Source organism: Mucilaginibacter gossypii (assembly GCF_017569325.2).
Lineage (GTDB): Bacteria > Bacteroidota > Bacteroidia > Sphingobacteriales > Sphingobacteriaceae > Mucilaginibacter > Mucilaginibacter gossypii.
In genome coordinates, this window is record NZ_CP071878.2 from 308,103 (window position 1) to 325,375 (window position 17,273).

General features: G+C 43.0%; 16 protein-coding genes. 4 read left to right on the plus strand and 12 right to left on the minus strand.

Going from position 1 to position 17,273, the window contains the following annotated elements; all coding sequences use genetic code 11:
* Positions 1–16: 16 nt before the first annotated feature.
* From J3L18_RS01465 to J3L18_RS01505, 9 genes are all read right to left on the minus strand, one after another.
* A complete protein-coding gene (locus J3L18_RS01465; RefSeq protein WP_175489998.1) occupies positions 17–193 on the minus strand; it encodes a C1orf53 family protein in 177 nt (58 codons plus the stop codon).
* Positions 193–1,131, minus strand: a complete 939-nt coding sequence (locus J3L18_RS01470; RefSeq protein ID WP_129571350.1) for an MBL fold metallo-hydrolase — start codon at positions 1,129–1,131, stop codon at positions 193–195. The genes J3L18_RS01465 and J3L18_RS01470 overlap by 1 nt, the downstream gene beginning before the upstream one ends.
* Positions 1,131–1,727 carry a dephospho-CoA kinase gene (coaE, locus tag J3L18_RS01475; protein ID WP_129571349.1) on the minus strand — a complete coding sequence of 199 codons (597 nt, stop codon included), beginning with the start codon at positions 1,725–1,727 and terminating at the stop codon, positions 1,131–1,133. The genes J3L18_RS01470 and coaE overlap by 1 nt, the downstream gene beginning before the upstream one ends.
* On the minus strand, positions 1,727–2,677 hold the full coding sequence (locus tag J3L18_RS01480) for a CdaR family protein (protein ID WP_129571348.1): 951 nt from the start codon (positions 2,675–2,677) through the stop codon (positions 1,727–1,729). Before J3L18_RS01480 ends, coaE begins: the two co-directional genes overlap by 1 nt.
* A 167-nt stretch (positions 2,678–2,844) precedes the next feature.
* Positions 2,845–3,174, minus strand: coding sequence for a preprotein translocase subunit YajC (yajC, locus tag J3L18_RS01485; protein WP_112657676.1), 330 nt, complete (start codon positions 3,172–3,174; stop codon positions 2,845–2,847).
* A gap of 16 nt (positions 3,175–3,190) precedes the next feature.
* Complete coding sequence (locus J3L18_RS01490) at positions 3,191–3,631, minus strand: DUF1573 domain-containing protein (RefSeq protein WP_091175205.1); 441 nt, start codon at positions 3,629–3,631, stop codon at positions 3,191–3,193.
* Between the two features lie 9 nt (positions 3,632–3,640).
* A complete protein-coding gene (gene nusB / locus J3L18_RS01495) occupies positions 3,641–4,588 on the minus strand; it encodes a transcription antitermination factor NusB (protein ID WP_129571347.1) in 948 nt (315 codons plus the stop codon).
* Positions 4,589–4,645: 57 nt separating this feature from the next.
* Positions 4,646–5,731 (minus strand): Glu/Leu/Phe/Val family dehydrogenase, encoded by a 1,086-nt coding sequence (locus J3L18_RS01500; RefSeq protein WP_091175201.1) that lies wholly within the window; start codon positions 5,729–5,731, stop codon positions 4,646–4,648.
* Positions 5,732–6,001: 270 nt separating this feature from the next.
* The gene (locus J3L18_RS01505) at positions 6,002–7,681 is read right to left on the minus strand and encodes a S8 family serine peptidase (protein WP_129571346.1); all 1,680 of its coding nucleotides are present in this window, start codon (positions 7,679–7,681) and stop codon (positions 6,002–6,004) included.
* A gap of 619 nt (positions 7,682–8,300) precedes the next feature.
* Between J3L18_RS01505 and J3L18_RS01510 the strand changes: the two genes are divergently transcribed.
* Together J3L18_RS01510 and J3L18_RS01515 are read left to right on the plus strand one after the other, a co-directional pair.
* Positions 8,301–10,088: an ABC transporter ATP-binding protein gene (locus J3L18_RS01510; protein ID WP_129571345.1), complete on the plus strand. Its 1,788-nt coding sequence runs from the start codon at positions 8,301–8,303 to the stop codon at positions 10,086–10,088.
* Between the two features lie 224 nt (positions 10,089–10,312).
* Positions 10,313–10,645, plus strand: coding sequence for a DUF3276 family protein (locus J3L18_RS01515; protein ID WP_090528014.1), 333 nt, complete (start codon positions 10,313–10,315; stop codon positions 10,643–10,645).
* A 93-nt stretch (positions 10,646–10,738) separates the two neighbouring features.
* Here the strand turns inward: J3L18_RS01515 and mgtE are convergent, their stop codons facing one another.
* Positions 10,739–12,109 carry a magnesium transporter gene (gene mgtE / locus J3L18_RS01520; protein ID WP_090528011.1) on the minus strand — a complete coding sequence of 457 codons (1,371 nt, stop codon included), beginning with the start codon at positions 12,107–12,109 and terminating at the stop codon, positions 10,739–10,741.
* A gap of 218 nt (positions 12,110–12,327) precedes the next feature.
* On the opposite strand from mgtE, the gene ychF reads away from it, so the two are divergent.
* Positions 12,328–13,431, plus strand: coding sequence for a redox-regulated ATPase YchF (gene ychF, locus J3L18_RS01525; RefSeq protein ID WP_129571344.1), 1,104 nt, complete (start codon positions 12,328–12,330; stop codon positions 13,429–13,431).
* 235 nt (positions 13,432–13,666) lie between these two features.
* Here the strand turns inward: ychF and J3L18_RS01530 are convergent, their stop codons facing one another.
* Together J3L18_RS01530 and J3L18_RS01535 are read right to left on the minus strand one after the other, a co-directional pair.
* The gene (locus tag J3L18_RS01530; RefSeq protein ID WP_129571343.1) at positions 13,667–14,473 is read right to left on the minus strand and encodes a helix-turn-helix domain-containing protein; all 807 of its coding nucleotides are present in this window, start codon (positions 14,471–14,473) and stop codon (positions 13,667–13,669) included.
* Positions 14,474–14,570: 97 nt separating this feature from the next.
* Positions 14,571–15,455, minus strand: coding sequence for an oxidoreductase (locus tag J3L18_RS01535; protein WP_129571342.1), 885 nt, complete (start codon positions 15,453–15,455; stop codon positions 14,571–14,573).
* Positions 15,456–15,763: 308 nt separating this feature from the next.
* On the opposite strand from J3L18_RS01535, the gene J3L18_RS01540 reads away from it, so the two are divergent.
* Positions 15,764–17,152 (plus strand): sulfatase family protein, encoded by a 1,389-nt coding sequence (locus J3L18_RS01540; RefSeq protein ID WP_129571341.1) that lies wholly within the window; start codon positions 15,764–15,766, stop codon positions 17,150–17,152.
* Positions 17,153–17,273 lie beyond the last annotated feature (121 nt).

The following is a 17,273-nucleotide window of genomic DNA, read 5'->3' on the forward strand; positions in this document are numbered from 1 at the left end:
TTAATTTAACATTGATTTATTTATCGCTACCGTCTGATTCAGTGTCATTTCCAAATAATTTTACCTTGCCATAACCCCAGGGGCAGTGCAGGCACTTGTTTTTACAGCAATAGCCCCGCTTTAAATGGTAGGCTTCGGTAAAAACAAAATTGCCATCTTCGTTGATATAATAATCAATGCCTTCCTGCAACATCAGTTCAGAATTTTTACAAAGATATCATCTTTAAAATAAGCTTTCAGGTGCTCGCCTTTACCGTGAAGTGTCCACACCTGTTTGGGTTTGGTGTTGGCGATGGTTTGCAGGATATCGTTCCAGTCCACATGGTCGGATATAAAGAGGGTATCCTGGTTATTAACCTGCAGGTTTTTCCATCCCGATGCAAAAAGGCGTTTTACTCCCGTGGCCCTGATGTAACTGTCGAAAGTAAAGGGCGGTACAATGTAAACAAACTCATCCTGCACCTTCATCAGTTTGCGGCCGTAAATTTGGTACTTACCGGGATGGAAGCCCATCTTTTCATAAATGGCATTGATGGGCATTATTTTATGATGTACCAGGATCTTTTTTTGCGGGGAATGTTCGGTAATGAGGTTGATCAACCGCTGGCTTTTACCCAGCGCATACGCACCAAGTAAAATATTGCTTTTAATATCGTTGATCTTACGGATCTCAGTCACCGGATTGGGATGGATAACAGCCGGATTGGCAAAAGTACTTTCGGTGATCAGCACGTCGGTGGTAACCCATTCAATAGGTTCGCAGGTAGCATCGGGCTGTAGCTTATAGTCGCCGGTGTATAAATATCTTGCGCCATCATACTCCATCAGTATTTGTGCCGAACCAAGCATATGCCCCGCCGGGATCAGTGTTACCGTAACCCTGCCTACTTCAAACGACTGGTTAAATGCAGCTATGTTAAAAACTTTGGCGGCGGTACGGTCATACCTAAGCTGCATAATGCTTGCTGTGGCACGTGTGCAGTAAACGTTGTTGTTACCACTTATGGCATGATCGGCATGGGCATGGGATATTACAGCCGTTTTTACCGGCAGTTGCGGATCGATATAAAAGTCGCCGTATTTGCAGTACAGCCCTTTTTCGTCAAAAGAAACAAAATCGTCAAGTATCATTAATGCTGAGCGAGCGATAAATAAAGTTCATGCAGGGCTATTACCTGCGGTATAACCAATTGTTTACCATCGTTAATAATTACATCATTGGCCAGTTTCAGCTTTTCCTCCTGCGATAGCTGGCGGGCCTCGCGGCTTTCAACATCGGCCCGGCTAATGCCGTCGCGTTCCATAACACGGGCAATGCGGGTTTCAAGCGGAGCGGTGATCATGATGGCCCTGTCGCACATCTTGTATGAGCCGCTTTCAAACAAAATGGCCGCTTCCCGGATCACGTAGGGAGCATCCTTGTGCAGTTGGTCAAAACTATCAAAAGCCCTGAACACGGCAGGATGTACCAGGGCGTTAAGCTTTTCAAGTTCGGCTTTATTGTTAAAAACTATCCCCGATATATATTTGCGGTTAAGGCTGCCATCATCAAAATAAGCCTGCGGACCAAAAGTTTGTTTAATACCTTCAATAAGAAGCCGGTCGGCAACCATTACTTTTTTGGCTTCGTCATCGGCATAAAAAACAGGGATGCCAAGCAATTCAAATACCTGGGCTACGGTAGTTTTGCCGCTGCCTATGTTACCGGTTAAACCTATTTTAAGCATTATTTTTTTATGTAGAAGTCAATATTGGCAGGGGCAATCTTTACTATTTTACAAAAGGGAGGCATATGGATAAGCTTTACAGGCAGGGCCGTATAACCCTTATCGCGCCAAAGATTAAGATCGGCAACAGCCTCAAACAGGTCTTCATCAATATCGGCATATCGGTTTAAAGACGTAGTAAAAGTTACTTTAATTTTTTGCGGAAATACTTTTACGGTGTAATAGTTATTGTTATTGATCAACTTCACGGGGATCTCCAGTGTTTTTTCGGTAAATTCATCAACCGGGACGATGGCCTGTACCGAGCGCGGATAAACATTCAGGTTGCCTTCATCGCTGGGCTTTAAGTTAACCCGGGTATTAATGGTTTCATTAACATTACTGAATTTAAGCGAGTCTGTTTTCCACGACGTGATTTGCTTCAGGCGTTCAATAGGGCCGCTCACGGTAACATAAGCAGGCCTCACCGTTATGTTACCTGATACGGCAAATTGCTTTTGATAGCTAACGCCCATGGTAAGCTGAACGGGGACCTTTTTGATAAGGCGGTTACTGAAATCAAAATAAAGCGTATCCGGGTCAATAGATGAAACGCGGTTGGCCGGATCTTTCCCCATATTCATCTGCTTAAGCTGCGTGCTGTCGATAACCACATAATTGCGGGTTTCGAGCGAGCGGAGGTCAACAGTTAGTGGCTTATTATCGCTGTTGAGCCTGGAGAACAGCATTTGCCAGCCGGTACCCTGTATGGTAGCATCAACAGTATCGGGCTGCAGCGAATGAAAAGCCCGCCTTTGCGGCGCGTTTTTAAAAGTTAAAACCTTTTTTACCTTATACGGAAGCGGATCGGAAAGGGTAGTAAAAATCCAGGCAATGATAGCCAGCGACAAACAGGTAAAAAATACCGAGAGCCGCCTGCGTTCTGTTGCCGATAATTTTACTATTGCCATATCTAAGGTTAAAGGCGAAAGGTTAAAGGTGAAAGGTCATGCACTTTCGTGGATTCCTTTTCCTTTAACCTTTCATCTTGTTTATTTTATTGGAGTGAAGTTTTCTGGTTTTAAAGCGATTTGCTTCTGCCTTTCGCCTTTAACCTTTTTCCTTTCGCCTTAAAAAACTAAGCTTTCTTCTCAACCGCCGGTGTATTCAATGCTTTTGATGCATCAAGCGATATGGCCGATTTATCAAAACGGATCTTGCCGTTTTCAACCTCAACCAAAAATGTGGTTTCGTTTAAATCAACGATACGGCCGTGGATGCCGGCTGTAGTTATAACCCTGTCGCCTTTTTTAAGTTCTTCAACGTATTTTTTTTGATCTTTTTGCTTTTTAACCTGCGGGCGGATCATAAAGAAGTAAAACACCACGATAATCAGTACCATTGGTACTAATGAACCGTAGCTGCCTAAGCCGCCGCTTGAAGCCTGTAATAAAATAGTAGCTATCATTTGTTTAAATTAATTGTTATTTTTTTAAAACCTCGCCAATTAAATGTACCATGGTTTCGGCGGGCTGGGTGTTTGCTGTAACGGTTATTTGTTTATCCTGTAAACCGCTTTTACCGGCACTGTTAAAAGTAACGCTGATCACGCCGCTTTCGCCGGGTTTAACTGGCGCTTTTGGCCAGGTAGGGGTAGTACAGCCGCAGGTAGCACGCGCGTTGGTAATAATTAACGGCGATTTACCGGTATTGGTGAACTTGAAATCGTACGATACTTTGTCGCCTTCTTTGATCTTGCCGAAATCGTGGCTTTCCTTTTCAAATTTAGCTACCGGCGCGTTAGCCGCGGTTGCGGCGCTATCGGCATTAGCTTTTGAAGCGTTATCGGCTGTGTTGCCGTTGCTGCTGTTGCAGGCCGATAATAACATGCCTGCTGCTACTAAGCTTAAAAATAGTTTTTTCATTTTTTAATATTATTCTATTAAGCCACGGCCTATCTTTTTGATTTTGTTTTCGGCTTTAAGCTCTATTAAAATCTTGTCCAAGATACCGTTTATAAATGAATTACTCTTAGGCGTGCTAAACTCTTTTGATATTTCAAGATACTCGTTTATAGTAACCTTAACAGGGATAGAATTAAAGTTAATAAACTCAGTTATAGCCATTTTCATTAACAGGGTATCCATCATAGCAATACGCTCGGGCTCCCAGTTTTGGGTTTTAGCGGCTATTAGCTCGTGATAGGCATCATTGTACCTGATGCTTTGCTGAAATAGGTTTACCACAAACTCACGGTCCTCAACCCAGTTGCCGGTAATTTCGGCAAGCTGGTTAAGCTTGTAATCATCATGCGAAAAGTTTTTGAACGTTTTGGCAATCAGCGCCTGGAGCACGTCTTTATCAACAGGCCAAAAAATAAACCTGTCTTCAAAAACCTGCTCGGCTAATGATGATTTAAGGATAACCTTTTTGAAAATGAATTTGATGATATCCTTGTCTGTTTGCAGTGTATCGTCTGTTTTGGCAAGATACTCGGCATACTCGGGCGAGTTTTTAAGGATAATGAAAAGTGATTTTGCAAGTTCGGGCTCAAAGGTCCAGTCAACTTTGTACTTTTTCCAGGCTGTAATGTATTCCTTATTATCGTTCAGGCTCAGGATAAACCTGTTGGTGAGGATCTTTAGGTTTGCATTTAAGTCATCGGCGGTAGGGAGGTGTTTGTTGGCGCGTTCCTGTGCGTCATTCGCGGCAAAACTTACTACTTCATTAATTAATGATAGCATCCAGATATACATTTCGTAAACCTGGTCAATGCTGCTCAGCAAGTTTTTCTCGAATAGCTTAACATCTTTCGTGTCTGATTGATGATACGCGTACAGTGCCTGTAATACCTTTACCCGGAGGTGCCTTCTGTTTAACATTTTTGTAAGAACGATTTGGTTTGCTTATGCAAACGGTTTATATAAAAATTAATTGTTTTAATAGGATGATTTTACTTTTCTGATGTCTTCAATGCGTTTTTCGGCTATTTTATTGGCCGCGCTAATGGTTGGAATGTTTTCGGCCTTTGACAGCTTTAACACATTGCGCGTAGCTTCATAAATATTTTCTGTAAGCTGTAAGGTACGCTTTTTATTGAAATTCATCAACTCCGAGTAACCGGTAATAATACCGCCCGCGTTGATCACATAATCGGGCGCAAACAGCACACCTTTATCAAGCAGCATTTGTCCGTGTACGCTCTCGTCAAGCAGTTGGTTATTGGCCGAACCTGCTATAATGCCGCATTTTAATTTAGCAATGGTTTGATCATTTACTGTACCGCCCATAGCGCAGGGGGCGTAAATATCGGCATCTATATCAAAAATATTATTATTTGATACCGGCTGCGCGCCATATTTTTTAGAGATCTGGCTTACGCGTTCCTCGTTGATATCACTGGCGTAAACTTTTACATTTTCGTCCCTTAGCAGGCGTACCAGGTTTTCGCCCACATGGCCAATGCCCTGTACAATAACCGATTTGCCTGTTAAGCTGTCGCTGCCGTACATTTCCCTTACACAAGCCTTAATACCCATCAAAACGCCCAGCGCTGTTATTGGCGAAGGGTCACCGCTGCCGCCGATGTTTTCAGGAGCGCCGGTAACATGGTTGGTTTCCATTTTAATGTACTCCATATCGCGCGGACTGGTGCCTACGTCTTCGGCAGCGATAAATTCGCCGTTAAGGTTTTTAATGAACCGGCCAAATTTACGCAGTAAAGCTTCGTTCTTGTCCTGGCGCGAATCGCCGATGATCACCGAATAACCGCCGCCAAGGTTAAGGCCGGCTATCGCTGCTTTATAGGTCATGCTTTTTGCTAATCGCAATACATCATTAAGGGCATCACCTTCGGTTTTATAGGCCCACATACGTACGCCGCCAAATGCAGGGCCAAGCGTTGTATTGTGGATTGCAATAATAGCTTTCAGATGGGTATCAGGATCGGTGCAAAAAACAACTTTCTTATGCCCGAAAGCGTCAAGCTGGTTAAATATGGATTCCGGTGGATGTTGTTCAGGCATTAGTACTATAAGTAAATGTCTTTAAGCGCACAAAAGTAGAGGTTTTTTTTAATACTGGCAAAGATATTAAGTTGCAGTATGTATGAAAACGCCATTAAATATGTATCAACAACCTTTAGTTCGATATTAAAGGCTTGATGATTATAATTGGATTATGAAAACAAATTTGATTTTGAGGTAATTTTCGGGTTTAAATTTGTGGCTTATTATAAATGAGCGCATTTACCGCAAAGTATGGCCTTGCAGTAACGGACATATATCATATTCATATTATTTAGCATCAGATATAGTTTTAGCAAAATCCATAGCTTTTTGCATATCGGCAAGGCCATAACCGTAAGGCATAACCGGGTTATTATATTTGTTAGCTGATTTTCTGAGCACCACAAGCAGATCTCTATTAGTTAGTTTGGGATAAGCCTGCCATAAGCAGGCAGCCAGGCCGCACATAATAGGGCTGGAATAGGATGTGCCCATTCGTTCTTCCGAAACCCCCATCGGGTTAATCACACCGGCTCCTATGCCCACCGCTACAATATCGGGTTTAACACGGCCATCAACTGTTATTCCAAACGACGAGATAGGGACAATAATACCTGTATAATTAACTGCACCTACCGTTAGCGCATCAGGCGAATCGGCAGGAGTACCTACCCATTGCTGTTCGTTACCTGCACAGCATACAATAAAAATGCCTTTGTTAAACGCAACATTGGCTGCCCTCGTGGCCATTGCCGTTTTTCCGTCCATATCCTCAAATTTATACCGGGCCTCGGTCAGGTAATAACCATTTGTATAAGTAAGCGACGAATTAACGATATCTACCCCAACGCTATCGGCGTACTCAATGGCGTTAACCCAGTAATCTTCTTCAATAGGGTACTCTGTTAATGCATCCTCAGTATGGAGTAACCAGTAATTTGCTTCGGGGGCTGTGCCTACATAGGTTCCGGGTTTATTCACCGCCATGCATGATGTAACCCATACGCCGTGGTTATCAATAGCATATGGATCGGGACTTTCATAAACAAATGATTTTGCGCCCTTGATGCTGACGTTGTTAAAAGCCGGGTTAGTTTTCAGGTTGATAAAGCCCTCGTCAATAACGGCAATATCAATCCCGGCGCCTTTAAAGCCCTTGTTGTGCAGGGCCTGCCCATTGGATGTGCTGATATTTGCTGTCGCCGCGCCGTAATCAAGTGGCGTATTGGCGGTTTGGTTTGAACCTGGCTGCGGTATGTCAGTGTATTTAGCTGGTGTTGTGCTAAGTCTTGGTCCTTCCCATACCAATACCACATCTTTTACAAACGGTAATGCTTTGTATTTATCTACCAAAAACTGATCAGATGTGTTTACGCTAACCGTATTAAGCCATTTGCTTTGTGCTACTATCACACCGCCTACCTGTTTTATCGCTTTAATATAATCGGGAGAGATCGGGAGGTCTGTTCCATCAATTGGGATATTACGTTTCCGGCGGCGCTTAATTGCTCGCGCCGATAAAAATTCGGATGGTTTATTTATCGAATAAGCAGATGTGCCCTTGTCTTTAAGTATGAGCCTATATTTGTAATCGTTTTCGTCGGTAATGGTCACTTTACATTTAGCAAAGGTTTTTCCATCTGTAAGGGTAGCAACAATATTGGTTTGCCCTGCCGCTAAGCACGAAACCAAGCCATTGGCAGTAACTGTTGCTATCCTGGTGTTTTCGGAGCTCCAGGTTATTTGCTCAGATCCCGAGCCATTGCTAACCGTTGCTTCTAACCGGTAAGAATAGATCGGGTTTTTAACTACATTTAACGATGAAGGATTAATAGCTATTGTTGTAGTTGGCTTTGGTGGACTGTCGGTCTTTTTACATCCGGTTGCAAAGAAACATATCAATAATAAGTATAAAGGGAGTGTACGTAATTTGGCAGTCATCAGGAGCGGGAGAGATATTTTGGTCAAAGGTTAAGTTTAATTATAAATTATAGAAGCAGATCAATATTACCCGCTTCCGTTTTGTAAACGCGGCGAAGGTACTGTTATTGCAGGAAACACCGGCCATTGTGTTTGATTTTACGGAGCCTGGTATTTAAAACAGTAATATTAAAAGCCTGTTAGCTTAAAATTTATTGACAAGCCTCATGCGGCCTGGCGCTCCGCTTGTTAAAAATTGATGACGTGTAGCCCCTTACTTTTGATAAACGATTAATTAACAAAGCGCAATCATACTGGCATGATCCTGTCAGTGTTCAACTTTTAAAAAACGGGTGTTCAACTTTTTACTTCTTGATTTTGTAACTGATTGATTATTAGGATGTGTGTGTTCAATTGGACTTTTAAGGGCGTTTGTGTTGTTTGTAATGTATTGATTATCAATGGTGTTTATTTTAGAAAAATATGCAAGTGTTCACACTTTTAAAAATTGAACACTTCCAGGATTATTACGAGTGTATCAATGTAACATTCTTACATCCTCCCGACTTTTCCATCCAATCACTCTCCTCAAATTTTAATACTTTTGATTATTATGTCAGGACTTTCCGACTTTCGGACATTCCCGACTTCCGGACTATAATAATAAATGAAAGACCTCGCATACCTTAATAAGTTTTTTTACAAATACCGCTGGCGGCTTATCCCGGGTGTGTTGTTTGTAATTATATCCAATGTTTTTGGTGTGCTGCCGGCACAGGTTATCCGCGTAGCTTTTGACCTGGTTACCGAAAACATCGGAGCCTACCAGCTTTTCTCGGGTTTCGACAGGCAGAGTTTTATTTACGATATTTTCGGTACCAGCTTATTCCTGTTTGGTACACTGGTATTGGTGCTGGCCTTGCTGCGGGGCCTGTTCCTGTTTTTTATGAGGCAAACCATCATCCTCATGTCGCGCCATATCGAGTACGATTTAAAAAACGAGATCTACAACCACTACCAGGAACTTTCACTGGCCTTTTATCGCCGCCACAACACCGGAGATTTAATGAACCGGGTAACCGAGGATGTTAGCCGTGTGCGCATGTACCTTGGGCCGGGTATTATGTACTCCATCAATACCGTAGTATTGTTTGTTATGGTGATATATGCCATGCTCACAGTAAACGTACAACTGGCCATTTTTTCGGTATTGCCATTGCCTATTTTGGCTGGTGTTATTTACTATGTAAACAATATTATCAATCACCGCAGCGAGATGATCCAGGAGCGCCTGTCTGGTTTATCCAGCTTTGTGCAGGAAAACTTTTCGGGCATCAGGGTGATCAAGTCATACGTGCGCGAAGGCTTTGTGCGCGAAAACTTTGCAAAGGAGAGCGAAGACTATAAAGTGCACTCTATGGAACTGGCTAAAGTACAAGCCCTGTTTTTCCCGATCATGTTATTACTGGTAGGCCTCAGTAACGTAATAACCATGTACGTTGGCGGGGTGGAAGTAATAAAAGGTAACATTACCCCGGGCAATATTGCCGAGTTTATTGTGTACCTCAATATGCTGTCGTTCCCGGTTATTTCGCTGGGCTGGGTAACCTCACTGGTGCAACGCGCCGCCGCCTCGCAAAAACGCATTAACGAATTTTTGCATGAAAAGCCCGAGATCATTTCGCCGCTTGCAGACAAACACCATGTTGAGGGATTGATTAAGTTTGATGATGTGTCATTCATTTATCCTGATACCGGCATCCAGGCCTTAAAGAATGTTTCGTTTACCGTAGAGCCGGGACAGATGCTGGCAATTATAGGTCGGACAGGTTCGGGTAAATCAACCATTGCCAACCTGGTAATGCGTATGTATGATACTACAGGCGGGGAGATCACCATTGACGGTCGGCCGATAAAATCACTTGGCCTCGAAAACTATCGCTCGCAAATAGGTTTTGTACCGCAGGAGGTTTTCCTGTTTTCGGATACCATAGCCAATAACATTGCTTTTAGCGCCGATGTACTAAATATGCCGGTTGTTGAGCAGGCCGCCAAAGATGCTGCGGTGTACAATAATATTATTGAACTGGAAGAAGGTTTTACAACACTCATCGGCGAACGCGGCGTTACCTTATCGGGCGGGCAAAAGCAACGCGTATCCATTGCACGCGCCATATTTAAGCATCCGCAGGTTTTGATCTTTGACGATTGTCTTTCGGCAGTTGATACCCGCACGGAAGAGGAGATCTTGAATAACCTTGGCCGGGTAATGCAGGATAAAACAAGCATCATCATAGCCCACCGCATTTCCACCATAAAAAATGCCGACAAGATCCTGGTAATGGATAACGGCGAAATTGTTGAGCAGGGTAACCACGCGTACCTCATGCAGCTTAAAGGCACCTACTTTGAGCTTTACGAAAAACAATTACTGGAAGAAGAGGAAAATGCATAACGAATAGGCTCAAGTGAGCATTCCCGCAACCTCCGCACAACACTTGTGCCAGTAGGGAGATGAACTGGTATGCGCTCTCTTTTCACAGCTCACCTGTAATTGGTCATCCACACAAAAAAATGACACTTTTGTTTCAAAAAACTCAATAATAACGAATAAAATACTTGCACTTTGAAAATTTATTTATATTTATGCCAACCAAAACTAATTACAGGTAAATATATATGGGAGATTTTGACAATAGAGAGCGTGAAGAGGTTTATTCGAAGAAGGTGAGAGCCGGGAAGCGGACCTATTTTTTTGATGTAAAAGCAACCCGTTCAAACGATTATTATGTTACTATTACTGAAAGCAAAAAACGTTTGGAAGATGGGGTGTTTGTAAAACACAAGATCTTTTTATATAAAGAAGACTTTGAAAAATTTGCCGAAGGTTTGAAAGATACCATCGACTACATCAAATCAAACCAGGAGGTAGTTGAGAAACGCTATGAGTACAGCGAAAACCCTGAAATTGCCAGGGCATCTGCCGATGAAGATTTTTCGTTTGAGATCTAATTACTACAGAACAACACTAAACTAAAATAATTAAAGCCCTGCTTCTTATTAAGAAACAGGGCTTTTTTCGTGTGTTATATTTGAAAACGAGGATTACAATAATATACCCCGCATAAATATTACGGCTATAGTAAAGTAAATAATCAAACCGGTAACATCTACCAGGGTGGCTACAAACGGAGCCGACGAGGTAGCAGGGTCGGCACCAAGTTTCTTCAACAAGAGCGGTAGCATCGAACCTGACAAAGACCCCCATAAAACAATGCCGATAAGGGATGCGCCTACTGTAAAACCTACCAGCATCCAGTGCGGGCCGTAAATATTGCTGAACATGCTCCAGGCCGCTATACGTAAAAAGCCTATCAAACCTAAACAAACACCAAGCATTAAACCCGAAAGGATTTCCCGGCGCATTACCCGCCACCAGTCGGCAACGGTAACTTCACCAAGGGCCATGGCCTGGATAATGAGGGTTGAAGCCTGCGAACCACTGTTACCACCGCTCGAAATAATTAATGGAATAAAATAAGCCAGTACAACTACTTTGGAGATCTCATCGCCAAAATAACCCATAGCGGTAGCGGTAAGCATCTCACCTAAAAATAAAATGATGAGCCAGCCTACGCGTTTTTTTACAAGTTTAAAAAGGTTGATATCAAGATATGGTTCATCCAGCGCTTCCGTACCACCTATTTTTTGGATATCTTCGGTATATTCTTCGTTAGCTATCCAAAGGATGTCGTCAACTGTTACAATGCCAAGCAATACGTCATTATTATCAACAACAGGTAGGGCGGTGCGGTTATTCATCCTGAAAACGTTGATTGCTTCTTCCTGCGGATCACTGGCACTAAGCGAAATCAAACGACCATCCATTAGCTCACTCACCTTGGTTTCGGGCTTTACCAATAAGATCTCACGGATCCGGATGTCATCAAGTAAAACACCGTGCTCATCAATTACATAAATAACATCGATGGTCTCTGAGTTTTTACCATACCGGCGAATGTGCGAAAGCACACGGCTTACGTCCCAGGTGCGTTTAACGGCAATATAGTCGGGTGTCATTAAGCGGCCAACGCTTTCTTCTTCGTAACCTAAAAGTTTTAAAGCCTCCTCGCGGTTTTCGCGTGAAAGTTTTTGGATAAGTTTTTGAACGGCGTCACCATGCAATTCGCTGAAAAGTGACGTACGGTCGTCAGGAGGGAGTTCGTTGATCAGGTCTTCAAGCTTTTGACCCGAAAGTTTTTTGATGATCCGCTCTTGCACAGGGAATTCAAGGATGCGGAACACGTTAACCGCGCGGTTAAGCGAAAGAGTTTCGATAAATTTGGGGCCATGTTCAGGAAGTTCGCCAATCAGTTCTTCAACATCCGATATGTTAAGGTTGTTCAAATATTCCTGTAATTGGGTATCGTCTTGTTTTTCCAGTAACAATTCTACTTGCTCAACCATTTCTTCCATATATAGGCCCTCCTTTTTTACATCGGTGTATTAATATTTTGCTTCTTTTTTCCGAGCGCAAAAGTCGTTTATTTTTTCAAATTATAAGGCAAAATTTTCTGTTATCTTTGCGCTTTTTAAAGTGAGTGGTTTATTAGGTTAAATGGTTGATTAGTTTACCAAAATCAAAACTTAATCAACCCAATCAACCATTCACTCAATCAACTAAAAACACAAAAATGGGTTTACAATGTGGTATAGTAGGTTTGCCGAATGTAGGCAAATCGACACTTTTTAATTGCTTATCAAACGCTAAGGCACAGGCGGCTAATTTTCCGTTTTGTACCATCGAGCCAAACGTGGGTGTAATTACAGTGCCGGATGAGCGCTTAACAAAGCTTACCGAAATAGTACAGCCAAAATCAATTGCACCAAACGTTATAGAGATAGTTGATATTGCCGGCCTGGTTAAAGGGGCCAGCAAAGGCGAAGGTTTAGGTAACCAGTTTTTGGCGAATATTCGCGCTACCAATGCTATCATCCACGTATTACGTTGCTTTGATAACGATAATGTGATCCATGTTGATGGCTCGGTTGATCCAATCCGCGACAAAGAGATCATTGATACTGAACTACAGCTAAAGGACCTTGAATCTATAGAGAAAAAGATTCAGAAGGTTGAAAAGATGGCTAAAACCGGTGGCGACAAAGAGGCTAAAAAAACCTTCGATGTTTTAACCGTTTATAAAAATCACCTGCTGGAAGGTAAGTCGGCCCGTACTGCACCTGTTGAGGAAGAAGATAAAGAATATGTAGCCGACCTTTGGCTGCTTACCGCCAAACCGGTATTATATGTTTGTAATGTTGATGAAGGTTCGGTAAGTACCGGTAATGCTTACGTTGAAAAAGTAAAAGCAGCCGTTAAAGATGAAAACGCCGAAGTGCTGATCATCTCAGCCCAAATTGAATCTGAAATTTCACAACTGGAAACCTATGAAGAACGCCAGATGTTTTTGGATGACCTTGGTCTTACCGAATCGGGTGTTAACAAACTGATCAAAGCTGCATACAGGTTATTAAACCTGGCTACCTACTTTACGGCAGGTGTACAGGAAGTACGCGCATGGACTATTACCCAGGGTTTCACTGCGCCACAAGCTGCAGGTGTAATCCATACCGATTTTGAAAAAGGCTTTATCCGTGCCGAAGTAATTAAATACGAAGATTTTGTGAAATTCAACGGCTCTGAAGCTGTCATCAAAGAGAACGGCAAGCTGGGCGTTGAAGGTAAAACCTACATTGTGCAGGATGGAGACATTATGCACTTCAGGTTTAACGTTTAGGGAATAGACCCAAGACGGCAAGAGTCAGGAATTAAGAATTTAGAGTCAAGACAAAATTTAGAGTCAAGACAATAAGATACAAGAGCCAGGAAATGAGATCTAATCCATTCCTGGCTTTTGTATGTCTTAGCTCTTGACTCATGATTTATTGACTCTTTTTCTCGTCCTGATTCTTAAGTCTTGACTTCTTGCTTCTTGTTTCCTGATTCTTGATTTCTTGACTCTACCTCAGCGGTTACACCGCCGACGGCGCTACCCCATAAGCTTTTTTAAAGGCGAAGGAAAAGTGGGAGAGATCTTTAAAGCCCACATTGATATAAACATCAGATACCTTGTGCTTCTTTTCTTTGATCAGGAAATAAGCGTCCTTCAATCGTTGCTGTTGGATCCACCGGTTGGGTGATATATTAAAGATCCGTTCAAAATCACGCTTAAAAGTAGCCAGGCTGCGGCCGGTTAAGTAAGCAAAGCGGTTCAAGTCTACATTAAAACGATAGTTTTGAGTCATGAAAGCCTCCAGGTCTATTTTGCCGGGTTCGCTGAAATCAAACAGGATATTCCTGAGTTCGGGGTTTGTTTCCAGCAAAATCATTACAGCTTCCTTAACCTTGTGCAGGGTAAGGGCAGGATTGATCTCATCGCTGCTTTTATCCACATAGGGGCTTAACGATTTAATGTAATTGCTGAACAAGTCGTTTGGCCTTAAAAATAAGGCGCTTTCACCTGTATACGAGCCATCTGCGTGCAAATCAAGTTCGGCGCTCATACTTTGCAGGGTAGCCTGATCCATACCAATGGTGATGGTTTTAAATTCGCCGCCTGGGGGTGGATGCTTTACAAATTTTGCCAGTTCGTTCCGTTTCAAAAAGCGGTAATCGCCCTGTTTAAAATAATAGTTTTTACCGTTGACATAAAGCTCCGAATCGCCGGAGAGGATATAGCCGAATACATGGTCGGCAATAAATTGCTCGCCGGCCCTGCTCACTTGCGAGTAGCAAGAATAAAGTATCCGCGGCGACGTTTTTGTATTTGACACAGGCATGTTGTTCAAATTTAATAATAAAGAAAGACTTACGAAGTTTTGAAAGTTTCGTAAGTCTGGTATATCCCCGGGGACAGTCCCCACAACCGAAATTATATTATGCTTTTTGAGCTGTTATTGATTTCCCAAATTCTGTATTCAGAAAATCCTCTGCTTCGGCATGATCAGTTGAAGTTGTAATTGGAAGCCATTTTTCAAATTCGGCTTTGCGTACTTCATCGGCAGCTTTTAATAAGCCGGCGGCTTCGCTGCCCAATATAAGGTGTACAGGAGGCTCCGGATGTTCAACCAGATCAACCATTGCTTTCGCTGCTTTTTTGGGGTCGCCTACAGGAATAAATTTGCCGCTCGATAAATAATCGGCACGCGCGTCAACAGTTTGTTCATAGCCTTCAACCTTTGGTGCATAGCTCATCGAGTCGCCGGCCCAATCGGTACGGAAGCCTCCAGGCTCAACGCTGGTAACCAGTATGCCAAGTGGCTTTACTTCTTTAGCTAAAGCTTCGGTGAAGCCGCTCAAACCAAACTTAGCTGCCTGGTACATGCTTAAACCTGCATTACCAACGCGACCACCAACCGAGCTGATCTGTAAAATACGGCCCGAACGTTGCTTGCGCATATAAGGCAAAACCGCGCGGGTGATCTCGATAGGAGCATAAAGATTTGTTTCCAGCTGACTGCGTACCTGCTCATCAGTGAACGCTTCGGCGGCGCCAACGATACCGAAACCGGCGTTATTTACCAATACATCAATTTTGCCAAAGTGGGCTACCGCATCGGCAACGGCTTTATGTACTGCCGGGTAATCGGTAACATCTAATTTTATCGGATATACCTGGCCGGGATATTTATCAGCCAGATCTTTTAATTGCTCTGGGTTACGTGCTGTAGCGGCAACATTATCACCTGTTGCTAAAACTGCTTCTGTAAGGCTGCGGCCTAATCCGCGGGCGCTGCCTGTTATAAACCATACTTTTTTCATAGTGTTATCTTTATTTTGATAACACAAAGTTAAGCTGGCAGGTGGCGCGGCGTTTTGTTGAAAAGCTCAAGTTGCTTTGTTGAAAAGCTTAACCTTGATGCGCTTGATTAGAGGACTTCATGATAGATTGATCTAATTATCAGGGAATCCTTAAACTCTTAACCTCGATTTTCTCGATTGAATGATTTCCTGATGTCTGATTTTAAGTATCAAGGAAATTCTTTAATCCTATAAATCAAGGTTCCCCATTGTAAAAGTTAAGTTATCTTTAACAACCATCCGCTATAAAAAACTATTTTCACCGGGTAATGAAACGTCTCACCAAATTAACCTGCAAAGGCCTTTTCCTTTTGGCTTTCATATTTTTAATTGTACCTGCTTCGGCACAAAAAAAGCAATTACCTAATATCATTTTTGTTTTGGCCGATGATATGGGGTACTCCGATTTAAGTTGCTATGGTAACCCGGTGATCCGTACGCCATTTTTAGATAAGATGGCGCAAAAAGGTGTGAGGGCAACTAATTACGTGGTAAGCAGCCCAACCTGTACACCATCAAGGGCTTCATTACTAACCGGGCGTTATGCATCAAGGATGAATTTGCCTTACCCTATAGGGCCCGGTTCATCGCTTGGGATTCCTGATCAGGAAGTTACCATTGCCGAAATGCTGAAACAAATTGGCTATAAAACAGCCATGATAGGCAAATGGCATCTTGGCGATCATGCAGCTTACAACCATCCCATGGCGCAGGGTTTTGATTCATACTATGGTTTGCTGTACAGTCATGACTACCGTTCGCCTTATGTTAAAACAGATACAACTATTAAAGTATTCCGCAATCATAAGCCCGAAGTTCTAAGACCTGTCGATTCATCATTGATTGAGTTATACAAGCGCGAAGCTATCCGCTTTATTAAGGAGCAGAAAAAGGGTGATAAGCCGTTTTTCTTATATCTCGCTCACAATATGCCGCATTTACCAGTGGCTTTTGCGTCATCGGCAAAAAATAAAAACCACAGCGAGGGCGGTCACCTGGGTGATGTGGTTGAGCAGCTTGATGAAAGCCTTGGCCAAGTTTGGGCGGAGCTTGAAAAACGGGGACTGGCTGATAATACAATATTCATGTTTTCGAGCGATAATGGTCCGTGGATAGATTTCCCTGACCGGATGCTGGGCGATAATGCTACCAAACATTGGGATGCAGGCACAGCCGGTGTATTTCGCGGCAGCAAGGGATTATCCTACGAGGGCGGTGTGCGCGAGCCGTTCATCGTTTACTGGAAAAACCATACCCCGGTTGGCGCAAGCATCACCAGCATGATGAGTAACCTCGACGTGTTACCAACCCTGGCTAAATGGACAGGTGCCCCGCTACCCAAAGGCCGCACCCTGGATGGACAATCGATAGCTGATGTATTAACCGGAAAGGCGCCTAAACATCCCGATCACAGGCCTATTTACTATTACAATAACAGCGTTTGCGAAGCCGTACGCCTTGGCGACTGGAAGTATCGCGAAGTAAAGGCAAATAACAACGTTGGTGGCGTAGCAGGTTCACCGCTACCTGCAAAAACCGAACTGTTTAACCTGGCTTATGACCCCAGCGAGCGTACTAACGTAATAAAAGAATACCCTGAAATGACCCAAAAGTTAAAAGCTCTTTTTGACCAGTATCCGGGTATGAAGGAGAATTAGGAATGAAAATAAAATTAAAAGTCATGCTGAGTGTTTAAATCCGTGGACTCTGAAGGTGAAATGACATTAACTCTTATTGTCATCCTGAGGCACGAAGGATCTTCTTCACCCTGCTTAGCGG

What these genes read in the sequence shown, in the direction of transcription:
- J3L18_RS01490 (WP_091175205.1), bottom strand. Translation starts at nt 3,631, where the DNA reads ATGAAAAAACTATTTTTAAGCTTAGTAGCAGCAGGCATGTTATTATCG.
- J3L18_RS01510 (WP_129571345.1), top strand. Translation starts at nt 8,301, where the DNA reads ATGAAAGACCTCGCATACCTTAATAAGTTTTTTTACAAATACCGCTGG.
- mgtE (WP_090528011.1), bottom strand. Translation starts at nt 12,109, where the DNA reads ATGGAAGAAATGGTTGAGCAAGTAGAATTGTTACTGGAAAAACAAGAC.
- J3L18_RS01465 (WP_175489998.1), bottom strand. Translation starts at nt 193, where the DNA reads ATGTTGCAGGAAGGCATTGATTATTATATCAACGAAGATGGCAATTTT.
- J3L18_RS01480 (WP_129571348.1), bottom strand. Translation starts at nt 2,677, where the DNA reads ATGGCAATAGTAAAATTATCGGCAACAGAACGCAGGCGGCTCTCGGTA.
- J3L18_RS01535 (WP_129571342.1), bottom strand. Translation starts at nt 15,455, where the DNA reads ATGAAAAAAGTATGGTTTATAACAGGCAGCGCCCGCGGATTAGGCCGC.
- coaE (WP_129571349.1), bottom strand. Translation starts at nt 1,727, where the DNA reads ATGCTTAAAATAGGTTTAACCGGTAACATAGGCAGCGGCAAAACTACC.
- J3L18_RS01540 (WP_129571341.1), top strand. Translation starts at nt 15,764, where the DNA reads ATGAAACGTCTCACCAAATTAACCTGCAAAGGCCTTTTCCTTTTGGCT.
- J3L18_RS01500 (WP_091175201.1), bottom strand. Translation starts at nt 5,731, where the DNA reads ATGCCTGAACAACATCCACCGGAATCCATATTTAACCAGCTTGACGCT.
- nusB (WP_129571347.1), bottom strand. Translation starts at nt 4,588, where the DNA reads ATGTTAAACAGAAGGCACCTCCGGGTAAAGGTATTACAGGCACTGTAC.
- J3L18_RS01515 (WP_090528014.1), top strand. Translation starts at nt 10,313, where the DNA reads ATGGGAGATTTTGACAATAGAGAGCGTGAAGAGGTTTATTCGAAGAAG.
- yajC (WP_112657676.1), bottom strand. Translation starts at nt 3,174, where the DNA reads ATGATAGCTACTATTTTATTACAGGCTTCAAGCGGCGGCTTAGGCAGC.
- ychF (WP_129571344.1), top strand. Translation starts at nt 12,328, where the DNA reads ATGGGTTTACAATGTGGTATAGTAGGTTTGCCGAATGTAGGCAAATCG.
- J3L18_RS01470 (WP_129571350.1), bottom strand. Translation starts at nt 1,131, where the DNA reads ATGATACTTGACGATTTTGTTTCTTTTGACGAAAAAGGGCTGTACTGC.
- J3L18_RS01530 (WP_129571343.1), bottom strand. Translation starts at nt 14,473, where the DNA reads ATGCCTGTGTCAAATACAAAAACGTCGCCGCGGATACTTTATTCTTGC.